The following is a 19,060-nucleotide window of genomic DNA, read 5'->3' as shown; positions in this document are numbered from 1 at the left end:
GATATTTCGACAGAGCCGGGGCTGAAGCCGGGGTCGTCGCACGAGCCGCGTCCGGACAGGAACGCGACCCGAACGGGACCCGACGCTTCAAACCACGGCAGCGACTGGGGTAACGTTGAGGGCGCACATGACGAAGATCGAGCTGACGACCGGCACAGCCATGCAGGCAGAGGGACACGCGGCGAAAACCACCGCGACCGGATCCACCCTTGCCACACGACTGGGCGCGGCCGCCGCAAAAGGGCTCTACAATCCGTCGCGCGAACACGACGCCTGCGGCGTCGGCTTTGTTGCCCACATGAAGGGGGAGAAGTCCCACCGGATCATCGCCGACGGCCTTCAGGTCCTGGAAAACCTGACCCATCGCGGCGCCGTGGGCGCGGATCCCCTGATGGGCGACGGCGCCGGCATGCTGGTGCAGATCCCGCACGCATTCTTCAAGGAAGATCTAGCCTCCAAGGGCATCGCGCTGCCAGAGGCCGGTGAATACGGCGTCGGCTTCATCTTCCTTCCCCAGGACGAAACCGTCCGCGCAAAATGCGTTGCGATCATCGAACAGACCATCGCCGCCGAGGGCGAAGAGCTGATCGGCTGGCGCGATGTGCCCGTCGACAACTCCAGCCTGTCGAAGGCGCCCGACATCGCCGCGACCGAGCCGGTTTCCAAGCAGGTTTTCATCAGGCGCGCGGGCTCCACCGATCCGGATATCTTCGAGCGCCGGCTTTATGTTCTCCGCAAGGTCATATCGAACCAGGTGCGCAGCCAGCTCGGCCTCGAAAAAAGCGGCTTTTACGTCGTCTCCATGTCGAGCCGGACGATCGTCTACAAGGGCATGTTCCTCGCCTACCAGCTCGGCGCATACTATCAGGACCTCAAGGACGAGCGCTTCGTCTCCGCGCTGGCGCTCGTGCACCAGCGGTTTTCGACCAACACCTTCCCGTCCTGGGAACTGTCGCACCCCTACCGGATGGTTGCCCACAACGGTGAGATCAACACCCTGCGCGGCAACGTCAACTGGATGGCAGCCCGTCAGGCTTCGGTCTCCTCGCCGCTGTTCGGCGACGACATTTCCAAGCTCTGGCCGATTTCCTATGAAGGCCAGTCGGATACGGCCTGTTTCGACAACGCCCTGGAATTCCTGGTCATGGGCGGCTATTCGCTCGCCCATGCAGCCATGATGCTGATCCCGGAAGCCTGGGCCGGCAACCCGCTGATGGACGAGAACCGCCGCTCCTTCTACGAGTATCACGCGGCTCTCATGGAGCCGTGGGACGGCCCGGCGGCTGTCGCCTTCACCGACGGCCGGCAGATCGGCGCGACGCTCGACCGGAACGGCCTGCGTCCCGCACGCTACATCGTCACCGACGAGGACTTCGTCATCATGTCTTCCGAAGTCGGTGTGCTGCCGGTGCCGGAAGAACGCATCGTGCGCAAGTGGCGCCTGCAGCCGGGCAAGATGCTGCTCATCGACATGGAGCAGGGCCGCATCATCTCCGACGACGAGATCAAGCGCGAACTGTCAACCGCCAATCCCTACAAGGACTGGCTGCACAAGACCCAGATCGTTCTGGAAGACATGCCGGAAGTGCGCGGCCGCGCGCCGGTCGCAGGCGAGAGCCTGCTCGATCGCCAGCAGGCCTTCGGCTATTCCCAGGAAGACATCAAGCTCCTGATGCAGCCCATGGCAACCGTCGGCCAGGAAGCCATCGGTTCCATGGGAACGGACACGCCGATTTCCGCGCTCTCCGACAAGTCGAAGCTGCTTTATACCTATTTCAAGCAGAACTTCGCGCAGGTGACCAATCCGCCGATCGACCCGATCCGCGAAGAACTGGTCATGAGCCTGGTGTCCTTCATCGGTCCGCGCCCGAACCTGTTTGACCTGAAGGGCCTGTCCACCTCCAAGCGCCTGGAAGTGCGCCAGCCGATCCTGACCAACGAGGATCTGGAAAAGATCCGCGCCATCGGCGACATCGCTGACAACCAGTTCTCCGCCAAGACCCTGGACATTACCTACTCGTCCGAAAAGGGTGCCGACGGCATGGAAGATGCCGTGGACGAACTGTGCCAGCGTGCCGAGAAGGCGGTTCTGGACGGCGACAACATCATCATCCTGTCGGACCGCATGATCAGCCGGAACCGGATCGCGATCCCGGCCCTGCTGGCAACCGCGGCCGTCCACCATCACCTGATCCGCAAGGGCCTGCGCACATCCGTGGGTCTTGTCGTGGAAACCGGCGAAGCCCGCGAAGTGCATCACTTCTGCGTCCTGGCCGGTTATGGCGCCGAGGCGATCAACCCCTATCTGGCGTTCGAAACCCTGCTCCTGATGCATGCGGAAATGGACTTCCCCGAGGAAGTCGATGCCGACGAAGTCGTCTACCGCTACATCAAGTCGATCGACAAGGGCATCCTGAAGGTCATGTCCAAGATGGGCATCTCGACCTACCAGTCCTATTGCGGCGCGCAGATCTTCGACGCGGTCGGCCTGTCGAGCGAGCTGGTGCAGAAGTATTTCACGGGCACCGCCACGACCATCGAAGGCATCGGCCTCAACGAGGTGGCGGAAGAAACCGTGCTGCGCCACGAAGACGCCTTCGGCGATCTTGCGATCCTGCGCAACTCCCTGCAGGTCGGCGGCGAATATGCCTACCGCGCCCGCGGCGAAAGCCACATGTGGACGCCGGATTCCATCGCCACCCTGCAGCATGCGGTCCGTTCCAACCTGCCGGACATGTACCGCGAGTTCTCCAAGATGGTGAACTCCGAAACCGGCCGGTTCACGATCCGCGGCATGTTCCGCATCAAGAGCGCCGAAGAGCTCGGCCGCACGCCGATCAGCCTCGACCAGGTCGAGCCGGCGAACGAGATCGTCAAGCGCTTCGTCACCGGCGCCATGTCCTTCGGCTCGATCTCCCGCGAGGCCCATACCTCGCTGGCGATTGCCATGAACAGGATCGGCGGCAAGTCCAACACCGGTGAAGGCGGCGAAGAACCCGAGCGTTTCAACCCGCTTCCGGACGGTTCGATGAACCCGCAGCGGTCCGCGATCAAGCAGGTCGCCTCCGGCCGCTTCGGCGTGACCACCGAATATCTGGTCAACTCCGACATGATCCAGATTAAGGTTGCCCAGGGCGCCAAGCCCGGCGAAGGCGGCCAGCTTCCGGGTCACAAGGTCGATGCGGTCATCGCAAAGGTCCGTCACTCCACGCCGGGCGTCGGCCTGATTTCGCCACCGCCGCACCACGACATCTATTCGATCGAGGATCTGGCTCAGCTGATCTACGATCTGAAGAACGTCAACCCGGCGGCCGATATTTCGGTCAAGCTCGTCTCTGAAGTCGGTGTCGGCACGGTCGCCGCCGGCGTGGCCAAGGCGCGCGCCGACCACATCACCGTTTCCGGCTACGACGGCGGCACCGGCGCGTCGCCGCTGACCTCCATCAAGCATGCGGGCTCCCCGTGGGAAATCGGCCTTGCCGAAACCCAACAGACCATGGTCCTGAACGGCCTGCGCTCCCGCGTCTGCCTGCAGGTCGACGGCGGCCTGCGCACCGGTCGTGACGTGCTTGTCGGCGCCTTCCTCGGCGCGGATGAATTCGGCTTCTCCACGGCCCCGCTGATTGCGGCCGGCTGCCTGATGATGCGCAAGTGTCACCTGAACACCTGCCCGGTCGGCATCGCCACCCAGGACCCGGTCCTGCGCAAGCGCTTCAAGGGCACCCCGGAACACGTCATCAACTACTTCTTCTTCGTCGCCGAAGAATTGCGTGAACTGATGGCTTCCCTTGGCGTCGCCAAGCTGGACGAGATCATCGGCCACTCGGAGTTCCTCGACAAGGAAGCCGCCATCAACCACTGGAAGGCGCGCGGCCTCGATTTCACCAGGATCTTCTATCAGCCGGACGCAAAGCCGGAAGAGATCCGCTGGACCGAGACCCAGAAGCATCCGATCGACGACATTCTGGACCGCCGCCTGATCGCGGCCGCCAAGCCGGCGCTCGATGCCAAGGAGCCGACGATCGTCGACGAGACGATCTGCTCGGTCGACCGGTCCGTCGGCGCCATGCTGTCGGGCGAGATCGCCAAGCGCTACGGCAACAAGGGCCTGCCCCAGGGCACCCTGCAAATCAATCTCAAGGGCACTGCCGGCCAGGCCTTCGGCGCTTTCGTTTCCAAGGGTGTGACCATCGATCTCGTCGGCGATGCCAACGACTACGTCGGCAAGGGCCTGTCGGGCGGCCGCCTGATCGTACGCCCGCCGGCAAACACCCGCATCATCCCGGAAGATTCCATCATCGTCGGCAACACCGTTCTTTACGGCGCGACCGAGGGTGAATGTTACTTCCGCGGTGTGGCAGGCGAACGCTTTGCTGTGCGCAACTCCGGTGCCGTCGCCGTCGTCGAAGGTGTCGGCGACCACGGCTGCGAATACATGACCGGCGGTGTCGTCGTCGTCATCGGCCAAACGGGGCGCAACTTCGCGGCCGGCATGTCGGGCGGGATCGCCTATGTGCTGGATGAAGACGGCACATTCGGATCGCGCTGCAACCTGGCCATGGTCGAAATGGAGCCGGTTTCGGAAGAAGACGATCTTCTGGAAAAGCTGCATCACCACGGCGGCGACATCGAGCACAAGGGACGCGTCGACATCACCGGCGACATGAGCCGTCACGATGACGAACGCCTGCGTCAGCTTCTGGCCAAACACATCGAGTACACCGGCTCGACCCGGGCTCAGATGATCCTCGATGACTGGGCGACCTACCGTCCGAAATTCGTCAAGGTCATGCCGGTCGAATACCGCCGGGCCCTGCGCGAAATGGAAGAACAGCGCCTGCGCATGGTGGCGGCTCAATAAGCTTCGGAATAGAAACATGCCGGCTCTCGGGCCTTCGGGCCCGGTCGCAGCCGGTCATTGAGACATGAGTTTGCAAGGAGGTTGCCTTGGGCAAGGTTACCGGATTTCTCGAGATCGACCGGCAGGAACAGAAGTATCAGCCGGCATCGGACCGTATTCGTCACTTCCGTGAATTCACGATCCCGCTGAACGACAGCGAAATCACCAACCAGGCCGCCCGCTGCATGGATTGCGGCATCCCGTTCTGCCATGGTCCGGACGGCTGCCCGGTCGACAACCAGATCCCGGACTGGAACGATCTGGTCTACCAGGGCGACTGGGAGCTGGCCTGCGAAAACCTGCATTCGACCAACAACTTCCCCGAATTCACCGGCCGGATCTGCCCGGCACCTTGCGAGGAAGCCTGCACGCTGAACCTGGAAGACATTCCGGTGAACATCAAGAGCGTCGAACAGGCGATCGCCGACAAGGGCTTTCAGGAAGGCTGGATCGTTCCGCAGCCGGCAGCCATCAAGACCGGCAAGGCGGTCGCCGTTGTCGGTTCCGGCCCGGCCGGCATGGCCGCGGCTCAGCAGCTCGCTCGCGCCGGACACACGGTTCATGTCTATGAGCGCGAACCCAAGGCCGGTGGCCTGCTGCGCTACGGCATTCCCGACTTCAAGATGGAAAAGCACTACATCGACCGCCGGGTCGAGCAGATGGAAGCCGAAGGCGTCACCTTCCACTACGGCGTCAATGTCGGCGTCACGGTGACCCTCCACGAGCTGGCCGAACGCCACGACGCGGTGATCCTGTGCGCCGGCGCGGAACGTCCGCGCGATCCGGGTGTCGGCGGCATGGAACTGGAAGGCTGCCACTGGGCCATGCCTTATCTGGTCCAGCAGAACCGCCGGGTCGGCAATGAACCGGAAACCGGCGAAGCCCCGATCTGGGCAGCCGGCAAGCATGTCGTCGTCATCGGCGGCGGCGACACCGCCTCCGACTGTGTCGGCACCGCGTTCCGCCAGGGCGCGCTTTCGGTCACCCAGCTCGACATCCGTCCGATCCCGCCTCTCAAGGAAGACAAGATGGCGGTATGGCCCTACTGGCCGACGAAATTCCGTACCTCTTCCTCTCAGGCAGAAGGCGCCGAGCGTGAATTCTCGGCCGCGACCCTGGAACTCGTCGGTGAAGACGGCCATGTCACCGGCGTCAAATGCGCCCGGGTCGACGAAAAGCGCCATCCCATCGCGGGCACGGAATTCATCCTGCGCGCGGATCTCGTGCTGGCGGCGATCGGCTTTTCTGGTCCGCTGCTCGACACCTATATCGCCCAGGCCGACGGTCGGCTCGAACTGGACGGCCGGACCAACGTCAAGGCCAATACCGACGACTACAGGACCAGCATCGAAAAGGTCTTTGCCGCCGGCGACGTGCGCCGCGGCCAGTCTCTGGTCGTCTGGGCCATCCGCGAAGGCCGCCAGGCGGCCCGGTCCGTGGACCTGTTCCTGACCGGCTCGACCAACCTGCCTAGGTAAGCGTTTCGGAATTTAAAATAGGAAAGGGCCGCTCCCGGGCGGCCCTTTTTGTTTCTCTGGTATCGGCTGCGATTTTCAGGACCCGCCCGGAACCGCCCGTTTCGTGTCGTCCACCCGCCCCGGGATCTCGGGCAGGCTCTCGCCCTTGACGAAGAAACGATAGGCGACCGAGTCGTCCTTCAGGTCCAGTGATTGGTCTTGCCCGCCCAGAAGTTCATCCTCGGGCGAGGTCACCCGGCCGGTCAGCACGATAAAGTCCGGATCGTCGTCAACGCCTTCGAACGCATAGCCGCCGTAGCCGCCGAGTATACGGGAGAGCTCGCGTTCGACGAAAAACGCAACCTTCTGGTAGCCTGCCCATGTGAATCCGATCTTGTCACCGGCACGCAGCCGGGCGTTCTTGCCGTCAACGTCGGGACCGTAGGACGAAAAGGCACCCTCTTCGTTGAGGAAGATTTCCCAGATATCGACATACCATGTCCGGGAATCCGACAGCTCACCCTGGAAAATGGAATTCAACTGGCTGAAATCGGTATTCGTCATCTCCGCATTCGTCGGCGGCAGACCGACCCAGATCAAAGGCTTTCGCTCCTGCCGAACCGTTCGCACCAGGTCCCCTGCCTTTTTCCGGTAGGTCTCGATCCAGGCGTCGGTCAGAAATTCGACAGGAGGCTCGCCAGGAAATTGCTGTCCAAGATCATTCTGGCCCATCATGACCACGACCGCCTTGACATCCTCGCCGCGGATCTTTGCCAGCAGCTGGGTATCCCAGTCTGGCGTTCCCTCTCCGGCCAGGCCTTTCTTGTCTTCCGTCAGAAGCTCCACCCGAACCATCGGCTTGTCGTGGAGAAGGTATTTCAGCCCGCCGCCGACGCCCCGCGCCATCCGGTCTCCGACAACCAGGATCACACCCGCGTCTGGATCTTTCGGTTCTTCGGCAAAGGCCGGCGGCGTTTCGGCCGGACGGGTCACACGCTTGACCGGCGCGTCCGCTTTCTGCCGCACCCGACGTTCCCGCCCGCCTCCGAAAAGACGAAGCAGCGGCCGGAACGGATTGAACGACCGGGAATTGTCTCCCGACCGCGCTCCGCTTTGGGCGAAAGCCGGTTCCATGGGTTCCAGGACTACAAGGGCAGTCGACACGGCAAGGAGGACAACGGCCAACACTCTGAGGCCGCGTCTCAAGTCCATTCTGCCGAAGTTACGCACGGGGTCGCCTTTTTATCACGGAGTCGAGCTGGAGTTAATTGTAGCTGTCCAGCTTGATCCGTGCCAGCAAAACCACCGAAGGGTAGCCGTCCGGGATAAGCCCCCGGGCTTTTTGGTAGGCGCGAATGCCGCGACGGGTCGCCGGCCCCACCCGGCCATCCGCCTCTCCGACATGAAACCCCCGCCGGTTCAGCTCCCGCTGCAGTTCGGACGTTTCCGTCCGCGACAACGGCAGATATTCCCGCGACCAGTCGCCCGCAAGCGGCCCGCCACCGATGATCCGGTCGGCGAGATGCCCGACTGCCAGCGCATAGGAGGTGGAGTGGTTGTAGCGTTTGATCACGTAGAAATTCTTCAGCATGAGAAACGCCGGTCCGCTCGCGCCCGCGGGCATGACCAGAATGGCCCTGTCCGACGCACGCGGGAAGTCCCTGCCATTCACCCTCGAAACGCCGCGGCGGCTCCACTCGCCGACGGTCATCGTCGTCTTGTCGTCGGCGAGATGAAAATCGAACCCGGCCGGCAGGGTGACTTCATAGCCCCATGTCTTGCCGGTCTGCCAGCCGTGCTTTTGAAGATAATAGGCGGTGGAGGCCAGCGCGTCCGGGATCGATGTCCAGATGTCCCGCCGTCCGTCGCCGTTGTAGTCCTTGGCATAGGCTTCCCAGCTCGACGGCATGAACTGGGTGTGGCCCATGGCCCCGGCCCACGATCCTTCCATGTCCTCGAAGCGGACGTGCCCGCCCTGAACCACACTGACCGCCTTGAGCAGTTCCCTGCGCCAGTAATCCCTGCGGCGGGGTGCTTCATAGGCAAGCGTTGCCAGGGCCCTGATCACATTGTGCTTGCCCATGAAACCGCCGTAGTTGGTTTCCATGCCCCAGATCGCCAGAACGGCCTCGCGATCGACCCCGTAGTGCGATTCAATGTTTGCCAGGACACTGTCGTATTCCCGAAGAAGTTCCTGGCCGCGCTCGACGCGGGCGTCCGAGACCGCGGAATCCAGGTAGTCCCAGATCGGTTTGACGAATTCCGATTGCTTGTCCATCAGCCGGACCGTGTCCGGATCCGGGTCCATACCGGTGAAGATATGATTGAACGTTGCCGTACTGATGCCCGCAGCCCGCGCATCCGGCCAGAGGTCCTTGATGAAACGGTTGAAACCCGCATCCGCCTGGGCCGTTGCCGTAGTCAGGGTCAGGAGCGCGGCGGCAAGCAAATTGCGCGCAAAACCCGGCCTATGCTTAGGCTGGGTGTTTCCGGCTTCGATCCGCGTCCCGTCTCTTTTGAAACAATCCATACAGGCCTCCTCGTGCCCGCTTTTCCGCATCTTTGTTTCCAGCTGCCCCTCAGCCCCGCACCACAAAATTGCCACCTCACAACGGCGAAAACGTGTTCGCCCCAAACACGCCCGCCTTATTCCTGCCCGTCAGTCTTGTCCGGGTGATCAATGACGGAACCTGAAACCCGCCTCGATCGAATTCTTCGTATAGTCGCTGCCCGCTGACGTGCTGTCATAGGCGGTGTAGCTGTATTGCGTTTCAAACGCGACGTTGCGCGAGACCGCGTAAGTCAGGCCGACGAAACCGGTCAGGGTATTCGTTTCGATGGAATCCCCCTCATAGGTCCGGTAACTGTAGCCGAGCCCGGCCTCTCCGACGAAACGGTCGGAGAAGGAATGGGCTGCCCGCAGGTCTCCGGAATAGATGATCGACCCGGACACGTAATCAAGATCCGTCGGTTCGAAACTCGTGCTCAGCCCGGCCGTAACCGTCGTCAGCCGGCTCGGCGACCAGACAAGCGTTCCGTCGACGACCAGGCCCTGGAGCGCGGCCAGGCGGCTGTCCTCGATATCCTCGATCCGCCAGCCGCCGCTGACCTCACCGGTCAGTTTCGGCGTGGCCGCGATGGTCAGACCGCCGCGCAACTCGTAGCCGTTCGCATTCCGGTTTTCGCAAATCGTATCGTTGCAGGTCTTGTCGAACCGGCGCAGCAACAGGGAGCCGACCGCAAAGGGTTCGAAAACGGCGCCGCCGTTTCCTTCAAGGCGGAGGTTTGCCGAGTAAAGCGTATTGTCCCGCCCGCTTGTCGAGCCGGATCCTCCGCTCGAGGTATAGGACGTCCGGTCGACGTCTGCGCCCAGGGTTGCCGAAACAAGACCGACATCCCGGGTGAAGCCGAGCGTACCGGTCAATTCGTGGACATCGTTGTCGCCGGTGATGTTTTCCACGCTGGACTCGTCTTCCCGGGAATAGTTGTAGCCCAATCCGGCGGTCGCGGTCGTGGACGCGCTCACATCGGCCCTGAACGTTGTCGAGAGATTGAGGCTCGGGTCGCTCTGGCTGGGCTCCTCCGGATAGCCGATGTAACTTCCCCTCAGCGCGAAGTCGAGTTGGTGCCTGGACCAGTTCGATGTCCCCGTAATGCTGGGTGCCACCCGGTAGAGGCGACTGGAAGTGCCTGACGACGACCCCTCCGCATTGTCCGTCCAGCCGCCGGTGACAGTCACTTCGGGCGTGATGGTAAAGGAGCCGAGGCGGATGCCTTCGGCCCGGTCATAAGCTGTTTGTCCGTCGAAGACACTGCTATCCAGGCTTTCGCCCCGGCTTTCCGCGATTCCCTGGGCGGCTGAGAGGCGGTCCGAAAACACACGGATCGGCGTCACGCGCCCGGCGGTACCAAGGCCCGTGGAGCCTTCCTCGGCGGAGGCCGCGTTCAAGGTGCTCCGCAGCCCCACGACAGAGTCCCGGTTCTGCAATTCATAAACGGAGTCCCGGCGCTGTAATTCTTTGGTCGGATCGACGGTCGTCGAAACGGCAGCGCTTTCATCCGGCGCGGCCCGTTCATCGACGCTGCCACGCAGATCGATAGCGCCTTCCTGTGCACGCAGGGCGAGGCCCTGCAACAGCAAGAAACATATCGTCAAAGTGATCAGGCGCGACATTCAAGGCCTTGTAAAAAATTTGAAAATCCGGACACAAGCGCACACTGGCGAAACATGGTTAACGCTTGGTTGCTTTTCGCCAAAAGTGAAAGCGGTTCGAAACCCTTGTTTTGCGCCAAACCCGGCTTGCACTGAGCAGGACGCTGGCGTAGAGAAAGCAGGTCGGGGTAAAAGAAAATACAGGATCAGCCATGCAAAGCCCGCTTCAGGATGCGATCGCGACAAGTGACCAGGAAGCGTCCGCACGACCGCTCGTTTCCGCCGAACGCACTCTGGAGACCGAAATCGCAGGCCTGAGCGCCCTTCGGGCCGCGTTGCAGAACGGCCTGTCAGCCCCCTTCAGCAAAACCGTTGAACTCATCGCCGGCATCAAGGGGCGCGTCATCGTCTCCGGCATCGGCAAGAGCGGTCATATCGGCACCAAGCTGGCCGCGACCCTCGCCTCGACCGGAACGCCTGCCTTTTTCGTACATGCCAGCGAAGCCAGCCATGGCGATCTTGGCATGATTACCCAGGACGACGTTGTGATCGCCTTGTCCTGGTCCGGTGAAACGCAGGAACTTGCCGGCATCGTCGCCTATACACGCCGTTTCAAGGTGCCGCTGGTGGCGATCACCAAGTCGGAAGACAGCACTCTGGGCCGCGCCGCCGACATCGTCCTGAAAATGCCGAGCGTCACGGAAGCCTGCCCGCACGGTCTGGCCCCGACCACATCTGCCCTGGTCCAGCTTGCCGCCGGCGACGCACTGGCCATCGCGCTTCTGGAATACCGGGGCTTCACGGCCCAGGATTTCCGCATTTTCCATCCGGGTGGCCGCCTTGGCGCGAGCCTGACCGCTGCCCAGGACATCATGCACAAAGGCGATACCCTGCCGCTGGCCCCGAAAACCATGGTCATGCGCGACGCCATCGTCCTGATGACCCAGAAAGGCTTCGGCGTACTGGGCGTGGTGGACGAGATCGGCCATCTCATCGGCATCATCACCGATGGCGACCTGCGCCGGCACATCTCCACGAACTTCCTCGACAAGCCGGTCACCGACATCATGACGCCGAACCCGAAGAGCATCCCCGGCGACATGCTGTCCGCGGCTGTGCTTGAGCTGATCAACAGCTCCGCGATCACCTCGGTCTTCGTGGCGGATGAAAAGCGCCCGGTCGGGATCATCCACCTGCATGACCTGCTGCGTATCGGCGCTGCCTGACGCCTTGTTAACGGGCCAGGTTGGCCCGTCAGGCGGTTCCTCAGCATAAATTGAACCGAGAATTTCGATTTCCCGGTCATCGGTTAGGATTTGATTAGCCTTGCCAAACCTAAACTGTCGGCCAGATGACGGCGGATGGTCTGCCTCAAGGTTTGGTGTACAGAATGGATCTGGCGACCCTAATCGGTATCATCGGTGCCTTCGGCATCGTGGTCACGGCAATTTTCCTGGGCGGAAGTTTCGGACAGTTCATCGATGTCCCGTCCATTCTGATTGTTGTCGGGGGCGGTTTCGCGGCGACGCTGATCCGGTTTCAGCTTTCTGACATCATCTCAGCGTTTGCGACCGGTTTCAAAGTCGCCCTGGCAGGCAGAAACCAAAGCCCCCGGGACCTGATCGCCGAAATCACCACGCTTGGTGAAGTCGTCCGTAAATCCGGTCCGCTGGGACTTGAAAACGTCGACGTCTCGGATCCGATCCTTGCCAAGGGCGTCCAGTACATCGCCGATGGCTATGAGCATGAGTTCATCAGGGAAGCGATGGAGCGCGAGCGCGACCTCCAGCTGACGCGCCTGTCTGAAGGAAAACGCGTCTTCAAGGCACTCGGCGATTCGGCACCGGCCTTCGGCATGATCGGCACCCTGGTCGGTCTGGTGCAGATGCTGGCCAACATGGACGACCCGGCCGCAATCGGTCCGTCCATGGCTGTGGCCCTGCTGACGACGCTTTATGGCGCCCTGATTTCCAACATCATCTGCCTGCCGCTTGTCGACAAGCTGGATGCCAAGTTCGACGTCGACGAACTCAATCAGACCCTGATCATCGACGGCGTGCTGCAGATCCGGGAATCCAAGAGCCCGGCCCTGATCAAGGAAATGCTGATCGCCTATCTGCCGGAAAAGATTCGCGCGGACATGGAAGAGGCCGCCTGATCCGAAGGGCGGCGTTAATCGGGAAAGACGACTATGGCGAAAAAGAAGCAGCAAGGCGGCGGTGGCGCACCGGACTGGCTGGTCACGTTCGCGGACCTGATGTCGCTTCTCGTGTGCTTCTTCGTTCTGATCATTTCGTTTTCGATCCAGGACAAGCAGAAGCTGCAGGTCGTGGCCGGCTCCATGCGCGAAGCCTTCGGCGTGAAGGAAACCTCCAAGCGCACCGGCATTATCGAAGTCGAGGGTATTCCGGTCCGCGACTACATGAAGCAGATCACTCAGGTTCCCCAGGAACTGGATTCCGATTTCGCCCAGGAACGTCACGACAACCGGCAGAAGCAGGGTCCGGAAGCCAATACCTATGACACCCTGAAGGCGGACATCGAAAAACCGCGCCAATTCGCGACCGCGGCCGCCTCGCTGCGCCAGGCCTGGCAGGAGATGCCGGAAATAACCGAGATCTCCAACAACATCATCATGGAAGAAACCGATGAGGGCCTGAACATCATGCTGGTCGACCAGGACGGCCGTTCCATGTTCCGCGAGGGCTCGAAATACCCTTACGAAACCACCCGGCGGCTCCTCGCCAAGATGGCCCCGGTCATCGCAAGAATGCCGAACAGGGTGGAAATCACCGGCCACACGACGGCCGGCCAACAGGCTATCGATCCGACCTACACCGGCTGGGACCTGTCCGCCGAACGTTCCAACGTGGCCCGGCAGATTCTCAACGAGTACGGTGTTCCGAACGAGCAGTTTTATGCGGTCATCGGCAAGTCCGATACGGAACCGCTGTTTCCCAACGATCCATATCTTGCCGCGAACCGCCGCATCGGCATCCTGCTGAAAGCCGAGGCACCGCCCATTCCTCCCGGTCACAGGCCTTAGGGTCAGGACCTAAGAGATTTACGCGTTCGGAGCTTCCGTTTCCGCCGGCGCCACGACAAGACGCGCGCCATCGATCCGCTCGACCGTGACGGTCGTGCCTGCGGGAAGGTCCGGTCCGGAAATCCGCCAGACGGTATCGTCGATCGAAAGCTGGCCCGAGCCCTGCTGCAACGGCGTCTTCAAAACAAACCGGCGGCCGATATAACGGCTACCGCGCCGGTTCAGCCCCGGATCACCGGCCTCCGACGACATTTTGGACATCATGTACCGGCCGGTAATCAGGGTTGCGAAAGACAGGACCAGGAATATCACCAGGCTCACCTGCCACGACAGATCGACGAACAACGTCAGAGTTCCCACCAGGATCGCGGATATGCCGAACCACAGGAAGACGGTTCCCGGCGCAAGCACCTCCAGGCCGATCAGGATCAGGCCGATAACCCACCAGTTCCACGGACCGAGTTCCAGGACAATCCGTTCGATAATGCTCACGCGTCGTCTCCGCCCGGCGTCGATCCGGTATCGGGAACCCGGCCGGTGGACCGGGGCTCTTTCCTGTCATTGCCGAAGGCTTCCTTGGCGATCTCGCCGATACCGCTGAGACTGCCGAGAAGGGAAGACGCCTCCATTGGCAGGATCAGCGTCTTCTGGTTCCGGGAATTCGCCAGCTCGCGGAAAGCCTCGACATATTTGTTGGCGACGAAGTAGTTGATCGCCTGGACGTTCCCGTCCGAGATCGCATCGCTGACCATTTTCGTCGCCTTGGCTTCAGCCTCAGCCTCGCGTTCGCGGGCTTCCGCATCGCGGAACGCGGATTCCCGGCGGCCCTCTGCCTCCAGGATCAGCGACTGTTTTTCCCCTTCCGCCTTCAGGATTTCCGACTGGCGCTTGCCTTCGGCTTCCAGAATGGACGCACGCTTGTCGCGTTCCGCCTTCATCTGGCGGGCCATGGCATCCACCAGATCCCGCGGCGGGTTGATGTCCTTGATTTCGATACGGGTGACCTTCACGCCCCAGGGCTCCGCCGCCGCATCAACGACCCGCAACAGCCGGGAGTTGATTTCATCGCGGTTTGAAAGCAGTTCGTCCAGATCCATCGACCCCATGACCGAACGGATATTCGTCATCGTCAGATTGAGAATGGCGTTCTGAAGACCGAGAACTTCGTAAGCCGCCCTGGCCGCATCGAGGACCTGGTAGAAAGTGATACCGTCAGCCGTAACGGTGGCATTGTCTCGCGTAATGACTTCCTGCGATTCAACATCGAGAACCTGCTCCATCATGTTCAGCTTGTGGCCGACCCGATCGATGAAGGGAATGATGAAATTCAATCCCGGCGACAGGGTTTTCCGGTACTTTCCGAAGCGCTCGATCGTGTAGTTGTACCCTTGGGGAACGGTCTTGACCCCGGAGAAGATAACCAGGATGGCCAGGAACAGGACGATAATCAGAACGATATCGAACCCAAACAGATTTACAGGCATTCAATTCTCCCAAGTGCACAAGACGGTCACCAGTTATGTTTTCGCCAGTATGCCTAAGCTTATAGGGCCGCACCAGTCCAAGAATGATGACGTTCAATGACTAAAACGGACGGCGGCTTCCGCGACGTTTCAAGGCCCCCGATCCTGCAATGTTTCTCCCTTCAGGAGCGGCGTGATCGCTCCCGCACATGTTTGTCTCAAAAAATCCCGTTTTAAAACGAGGTCTTCTCGATACATCGGCCGGCGCAGGTGTCGTACGATCAAACATCAAGGCGAAAAGGCTTCCCTCGCGCATACGGATCCCATCCGCTTGAGAGCGCAAGCCTCACCGCTGCTTCGAGGTCAGCTTGATGAATTTGGGGCCTATGGCGATAGCCACGAGCGCGCTGCGCGGCATTCCTGGGCATTGGAAATTGAAGAAGCGCTTCGCGACCAGCTGTATCTGCAGCACACACCGCAACGAGCATTCCTTGCCAACCGTCAATCGTGCACCACTGCGGTTCACGACGAAGTTCCCATTCGTAGGTATCCCCATCAAGGACAAACGAGCCAGTCAGAGTACGGGTCGGCAACATGCGCACAAGCTAGCAAGCGAACAGCAGCTGTTACCAGCGCAAAATCGTACTAACCCTCAAACAGATAATGTGCCCGCATCGCTTACAACCAGCCGCCGAGCTCCCGGCGCACGACGTGCTCGATGACGTCCATTCCCAGGTCGCTGTCGTTCAGGCAGGGAATGTGGCTGAAATTCTCGCCGCCGTTCTCCTCGAAGATCTCGGCGGCTTCTCCGGCGATTTCCTCCAGGGTCTCCAGGCAGTCGGCCACGAAGCCCGGGTTCATGACCGCGATGTTCTTGACCCCGTCCTTTGCCAGTTGCTCCACCGTCTTGTCCGTATAGGGCTGGAGCCATTCCTCGGGGCCGAAGCGCGACTGGAAAGTGATCTTGAGCCTGTCCTCGCCCCAGCCGAGCACGTCCCGCATCAGCCGGGTCGTTTTCTGGCAGTGGCAATGATAGGGGTCGCCGCGCTTGAAATAGGACTGCGGAATGCCGTGATAGGACGTCAGCACCAGATCCGGCTCGAAGTCCAATCCCGCCAGGTGCCGTTCGACCGACTTTGCGAGCGCCGTCACATAGACCGGATCGTCATGATAGGGCGGAACGGTGCGGATGGCTGGCTGCCAGCGCATGTCCAGCAGCGCCCTGCAGACCTCGTCGTTGACCGTCGCCGTCGTCGACGCCGAATATTGCGGATAAAGCGGAAACACCAGGATCCGGTCGCAGCCATCCGCCTTCAACGCCTCCAGCCGGGAGCGGATCGACGGCTGACCGTAGCGCATGGCCCAGTCGACCTGCAGCCGGCCGCCGCCATCGCCGATCCGCTTGGCCAGTTGGTCCGACTGGCTGCGGGTGATGGTCCTAAGCGGGGACTCGTCCTTTTCCCGGTTCCAGATCTCGTCATAGGCCTTGCCGGACTTGCCCGGCCGGGTCATCAGCACGATGCCGTACAGGATCGGATACCAGAGGGCCCGCGGCCATTCGATCACCCGCTTGTCGGAAAGAAATTCCCGCAGGTAGCGGCGCATGGGCCAATAGGAGGTTCCGTCCGGCGTGCCCAGATTGACCAGCAGCACGCCGACCCGGCCCGTCTGCACGGGAGCGTGCCCCTCGGGCAACTGGACCTTGCGCATGTCTTCTTGTTTTTCCGGTATGGACGGCGTCGTTTGATCGGTCATTGAGTGTCCGTAGAAAGGGGCCTGTGGCAGAGCCGCGAACCGTGCCTTTGAACGGTCCGTGTCAAACCCTACGCATACACTCAGCCTTTAGATCATAACGCGTCCAAATAAAACCCGTGGAAGGATCTCCAGGCGATCCGAACGGCGTCCGTGTCCGGCCCGCTTCTAACCATATTCGCGTTCGTCGGAAATCACCTTGCCGTCGTTCGGCAATGCGCCCGGCGCGACGATTTCAATCGTCCCCTTCAGCCGGGTCACGTCCCGCAGCGTTCCGCCGACCCGCTCAGCCAGGTCGGCGGCGGGGTTTGCCGCTTCGACCGTGAGCGTCATCACATCCGCTTCCCCGTCGCGGCCGACGGTCAGGCGGGCCTTCGAGATCCCGTCGTGGGTTTTCACGATTTCATCGACCTGGGCCGGATCGACGAACATGCCCTTGATCTTGGTTCTCTGGTCCGCCCGGCCCATCCAGCCGGCAATCCGCCGGTTGGTCCGTCCGCAGGGCGATTGACCCGGCAGCACGGCGGACAGATCGCCGGTTCCGAACCGGATCAGCGGATAGACCCGGTTGAAGGCGGTCACGACCAATTCGCCGACCTCGCCGTCCGCCACAGGTTCGCCGGTTCCCGGACGAACGATTTCGACGACATAATCCTCATTGACGATCATGCCTTCGCGGGCTTCACTCTCATAGGCAATGACCCCGAGATCCGCCGTCGCATAGCACTGGCTCACGCGAATGCCTCTTGCCTCGTACTCCTCGCGCAGGGACGGAAACAAGGCGCCACCGGAGACCAGTGCCGTCTTGATGGAGGAAACGTCCCGGCCCTGTTCGTCTCCACGGTCGAGCAGGATCTTCAGATAATCCGGCGTGCCGATGAAGGCAGTGGGTTTCAGAACCTCGATGGCCTCGACCTGCATGTCGGTATTGCCGACCCCGGCCGGGAAGACCGTGCATCCAAGCGCCCGCGCGCCGTGATCCAGAATGAACCCGCCCGGCGTCAGGTGATAGGAAAAGGCATTGATGACCACCTCGCCCTTGCGGACACCGGCAGCAAAGAGTGCGCGCGCGCCGTTCCAGGGATCGTCGCCGGATGCCTGCGGTTCCCAGATCGGACCCGGCGACATGAACACCCGCTCGACACCCGCAAGAGTTCCGGCCAGAAACCCACCGAAGGGCGGATTTTCCTTCTGCCGCACCAGAAGCTCCGACTTTCGCAGAACCGGGAGCGACGCCAGCGCGTCACGGGAGGTCACCTTCGCCAGATCGGCCCCACGCAGGTGCTCCGCCCATCCGGGCGCGGCGGCCGCGGCATGGCTCAGGAAGTCCGGCAATTTGGCAAAAAGTTCCGCCTCGCGCTGATCGGCGATCTGCCGCTCGCGCGCATCAAACATGTCGTCGCTCATGATCGTCTCCGCTCTCCCAGAGAAATCCTCTAGGCCAACCAGCGCTTCCTTCGCTTGTAGTGTTTGACGTCGCGGAACGATTTGCGCCCCTCGCCGCCGACACCCAGGTAGAATTCCTTCACGTCCTCGTTCTCCCGCAGCGCCTTGGCTTCGCCATCAAGCACAATCCGGCCGGATTCGAGGATGTAGCCGTAGGTGGCGTATTTCAGCGCCACGTTCGTGTTCTGCTCCGCAAGCAGGAATGACACACCTTCCTGGTCGTTGAGCTGCTTCACGATTTCGAAAATCTCTTCCACGAGCTGCGGCGCCAGCCCCATGGACGGTTCGTCGAGCAGGATCATCTTCGGCCGGCTCATCAGAGCGCGGCCGATGGCGCACATCTGCTGTTCGCCGCCGGACGTATAACCGGCCTGGCTTTGACGGCGCTCCCTGAGCCTCGGGAAATAGCGATAGACCATCTCCAGGTCTTCGCGGATGGCAGCCGACCCATCCTTCCGGGTATAGGCGCCGGTCAGCAGGTTTTCCTCGATCGTCAGGTGGCCGAAGCAATGACGGCCTTCCATGACCTGAATGCAGCCGCGGCGCACGAGATCGTTGGGAGACAGGGCCTGCACCTCTTCGTTCTCGAAGACGATCTTGCCCTTGGTCACCTCGCCCCGCTCCGCGCCGAGCAGATTGGAAACGGCTTTCAGCGTGGTGGTTTTCCCGGCGCCGTTGGCGCCCAGAAGCGCGACAATGCCGCCCCTCGGGATGGTCAGGGAAACCCCCTTCAGAACCAGGATCACGTGATCGTAGATCACTTCGATGTTGTTCACCGTCAGGATCGTGTCTTTCGCTCCTGCAGTCACCGCATCTGCTTCGGGCCGCGCCATATCCAGGGTC

13 protein-coding genes are annotated in these 19,060 nt (G+C 61.6%); 5 read left to right on the top strand and 8 right to left on the bottom strand.

Annotated features, from left to right (window positions below):
* Positions 1 to 127: 127 nt before the first annotated feature.
* Both gltB and ABIN98_RS17285 read left to right on the top strand, forming a co-directional pair.
* On the top strand, positions 128 to 4,861 hold the full coding sequence (gene gltB, locus ABIN98_RS17290; RefSeq protein WP_394701539.1) for a glutamate synthase large subunit: 4,734 nt from the start codon (positions 128 to 130) through the stop codon (positions 4,859 to 4,861).
* Positions 4,862 to 4,947: 86 nt separating this feature from the next.
* Positions 4,948 to 6,378, top strand: coding sequence for a glutamate synthase subunit beta (locus ABIN98_RS17285; protein WP_346911826.1), 1,431 nt, complete (start codon positions 4,948 to 4,950; stop codon positions 6,376 to 6,378).
* Between the two features lie 75 nt (positions 6,379 to 6,453).
* On the opposite strand, the gene ABIN98_RS17280 is transcribed toward ABIN98_RS17285, so the two are convergent.
* From ABIN98_RS17280 to ABIN98_RS17270, 3 genes are all read right to left on the bottom strand, one after another.
* Entirely contained in the window at positions 6,454 to 7,383 is a 930-nt protein-coding gene (locus tag ABIN98_RS17280) for a GDSL-type esterase/lipase family protein (protein ID WP_346911825.1), read from the bottom strand.
* Between the two features lie 238 nt (positions 7,384 to 7,621).
* Positions 7,622 to 8,887: a lytic murein transglycosylase gene (locus ABIN98_RS17275; protein WP_346911824.1), complete on the bottom strand. Its 1,266-nt coding sequence runs from the start codon at positions 8,885 to 8,887 to the stop codon at positions 7,622 to 7,624.
* Positions 8,888 to 9,034: 147 nt separating this feature from the next.
* On the bottom strand, positions 9,035 to 10,498 hold the full coding sequence (locus ABIN98_RS17270) for an outer membrane beta-barrel protein (RefSeq protein ID WP_346911823.1): 1,464 nt from the start codon (positions 10,496 to 10,498) through the stop codon (positions 9,035 to 9,037).
* A 224-nt stretch (positions 10,499 to 10,722) separates the two neighbouring features.
* Here ABIN98_RS17270 and ABIN98_RS17265 point away from each other — a divergent pair, with 224 nt between their 5' ends.
* The 3 genes from ABIN98_RS17265 to ABIN98_RS17255 all read left to right on the top strand — a co-directional run bounded on the left by ABIN98_RS17265 (position 10,723) and on the right by ABIN98_RS17255 (position 13,556).
* Complete coding sequence (locus ABIN98_RS17265) at positions 10,723 to 11,736, top strand: KpsF/GutQ family sugar-phosphate isomerase (protein WP_346911822.1); 1,014 nt, start codon at positions 10,723 to 10,725, stop codon at positions 11,734 to 11,736.
* Between the two features lie 164 nt (positions 11,737 to 11,900).
* Positions 11,901 to 12,668 carry a MotA/TolQ/ExbB proton channel family protein gene (locus ABIN98_RS17260; RefSeq protein WP_346911821.1) on the top strand — a complete coding sequence of 256 codons (768 nt, stop codon included), beginning with the start codon at positions 11,901 to 11,903 and terminating at the stop codon, positions 12,666 to 12,668.
* A gap of 33 nt (positions 12,669 to 12,701) precedes the next feature.
* Positions 12,702 to 13,556, top strand: coding sequence for a flagellar motor protein MotB (locus ABIN98_RS17255; RefSeq protein WP_346911820.1), 855 nt, complete (start codon positions 12,702 to 12,704; stop codon positions 13,554 to 13,556).
* Between the two features lie 18 nt (positions 13,557 to 13,574).
* Here the strand turns inward: ABIN98_RS17255 and ABIN98_RS17250 are convergent, their stop codons facing one another.
* From ABIN98_RS17250 to ABIN98_RS17230, 5 genes are all read right to left on the bottom strand, one after another.
* Entirely contained in the window at positions 13,575 to 14,048 is a 474-nt protein-coding gene (locus ABIN98_RS17250; protein WP_346911819.1) for an NfeD family protein, read from the bottom strand.
* Positions 14,045 to 15,040 carry an SPFH domain-containing protein gene (locus ABIN98_RS17245; RefSeq protein ID WP_346911818.1) on the bottom strand — a complete coding sequence of 332 codons (996 nt, stop codon included), beginning with the start codon at positions 15,038 to 15,040 and terminating at the stop codon, positions 14,045 to 14,047. Before ABIN98_RS17245 ends, ABIN98_RS17250 begins: the two co-directional genes overlap by 4 nt.
* 657 nt (positions 15,041 to 15,697) lie before the next feature.
* The gene (gene hemH, locus ABIN98_RS17240) at positions 15,698 to 16,774 is read right to left on the bottom strand and encodes a ferrochelatase (protein ID WP_346911817.1); all 1,077 of its coding nucleotides are present in this window, start codon (positions 16,772 to 16,774) and stop codon (positions 15,698 to 15,700) included.
* A gap of 165 nt (positions 16,775 to 16,939) precedes the next feature.
* Positions 16,940 to 18,178, bottom strand: coding sequence for an AMP-binding protein (locus ABIN98_RS17235; protein WP_346911816.1), 1,239 nt, complete (start codon positions 18,176 to 18,178; stop codon positions 16,940 to 16,942).
* 29 nt (positions 18,179 to 18,207) lie between these two features.
* Positions 18,208 to 19,050 (bottom strand): ABC transporter ATP-binding protein, encoded by an 843-nt coding sequence (locus ABIN98_RS17230; RefSeq protein ID WP_346911871.1) that lies wholly within the window; start codon positions 19,048 to 19,050, stop codon positions 18,208 to 18,210.
* Positions 19,051 to 19,060 lie beyond the last annotated feature (10 nt).

Source organism: uncultured Roseibium sp. (assembly GCF_963675095.2).
Lineage (GTDB): Bacteria > Pseudomonadota > Alphaproteobacteria > Rhizobiales > Stappiaceae > Roseibium.
Note: the sequence above shows the minus strand (reverse complement) of the source record. Positions and strands in the feature narration are given on the sequence as shown.

What these genes read in the sequence shown, in the direction of transcription:
- ABIN98_RS17275 (WP_346911824.1), bottom strand. Translation starts at nt 8,887, where the DNA reads ATGGATTGTTTCAAAAGAGACGGGACGCGGATCGAAGCCGGAAACACC.
- hemH (WP_346911817.1), bottom strand. Translation starts at nt 16,774, where the DNA reads ATGACCGATCAAACGACGCCGTCCATACCGGAAAAACAAGAAGACATG.
- ABIN98_RS17260 (WP_346911821.1), top strand. Translation starts at nt 11,901, where the DNA reads ATGGATCTGGCGACCCTAATCGGTATCATCGGTGCCTTCGGCATCGTG.
- ABIN98_RS17230 (WP_346911871.1), bottom strand. Translation starts at nt 19,050, where the DNA reads ATGGCGCGGCCCGAAGCAGATGCGGTGACTGCAGGAGCGAAAGACACG.
- gltB (WP_394701539.1), top strand. Translation starts at nt 128, where the DNA reads ATGACGAAGATCGAGCTGACGACCGGCACAGCCATGCAGGCAGAGGGA.
- ABIN98_RS17235 (WP_346911816.1), bottom strand. Translation starts at nt 18,178, where the DNA reads ATGAGCGACGACATGTTTGATGCGCGCGAGCGGCAGATCGCCGATCAG.
- ABIN98_RS17255 (WP_346911820.1), top strand. Translation starts at nt 12,702, where the DNA reads ATGGCGAAAAAGAAGCAGCAAGGCGGCGGTGGCGCACCGGACTGGCTG.
- ABIN98_RS17245 (WP_346911818.1), bottom strand. Translation starts at nt 15,040, where the DNA reads ATGCCTGTAAATCTGTTTGGGTTCGATATCGTTCTGATTATCGTCCTG.
- ABIN98_RS17265 (WP_346911822.1), top strand. Translation starts at nt 10,723, where the DNA reads ATGCAAAGCCCGCTTCAGGATGCGATCGCGACAAGTGACCAGGAAGCG.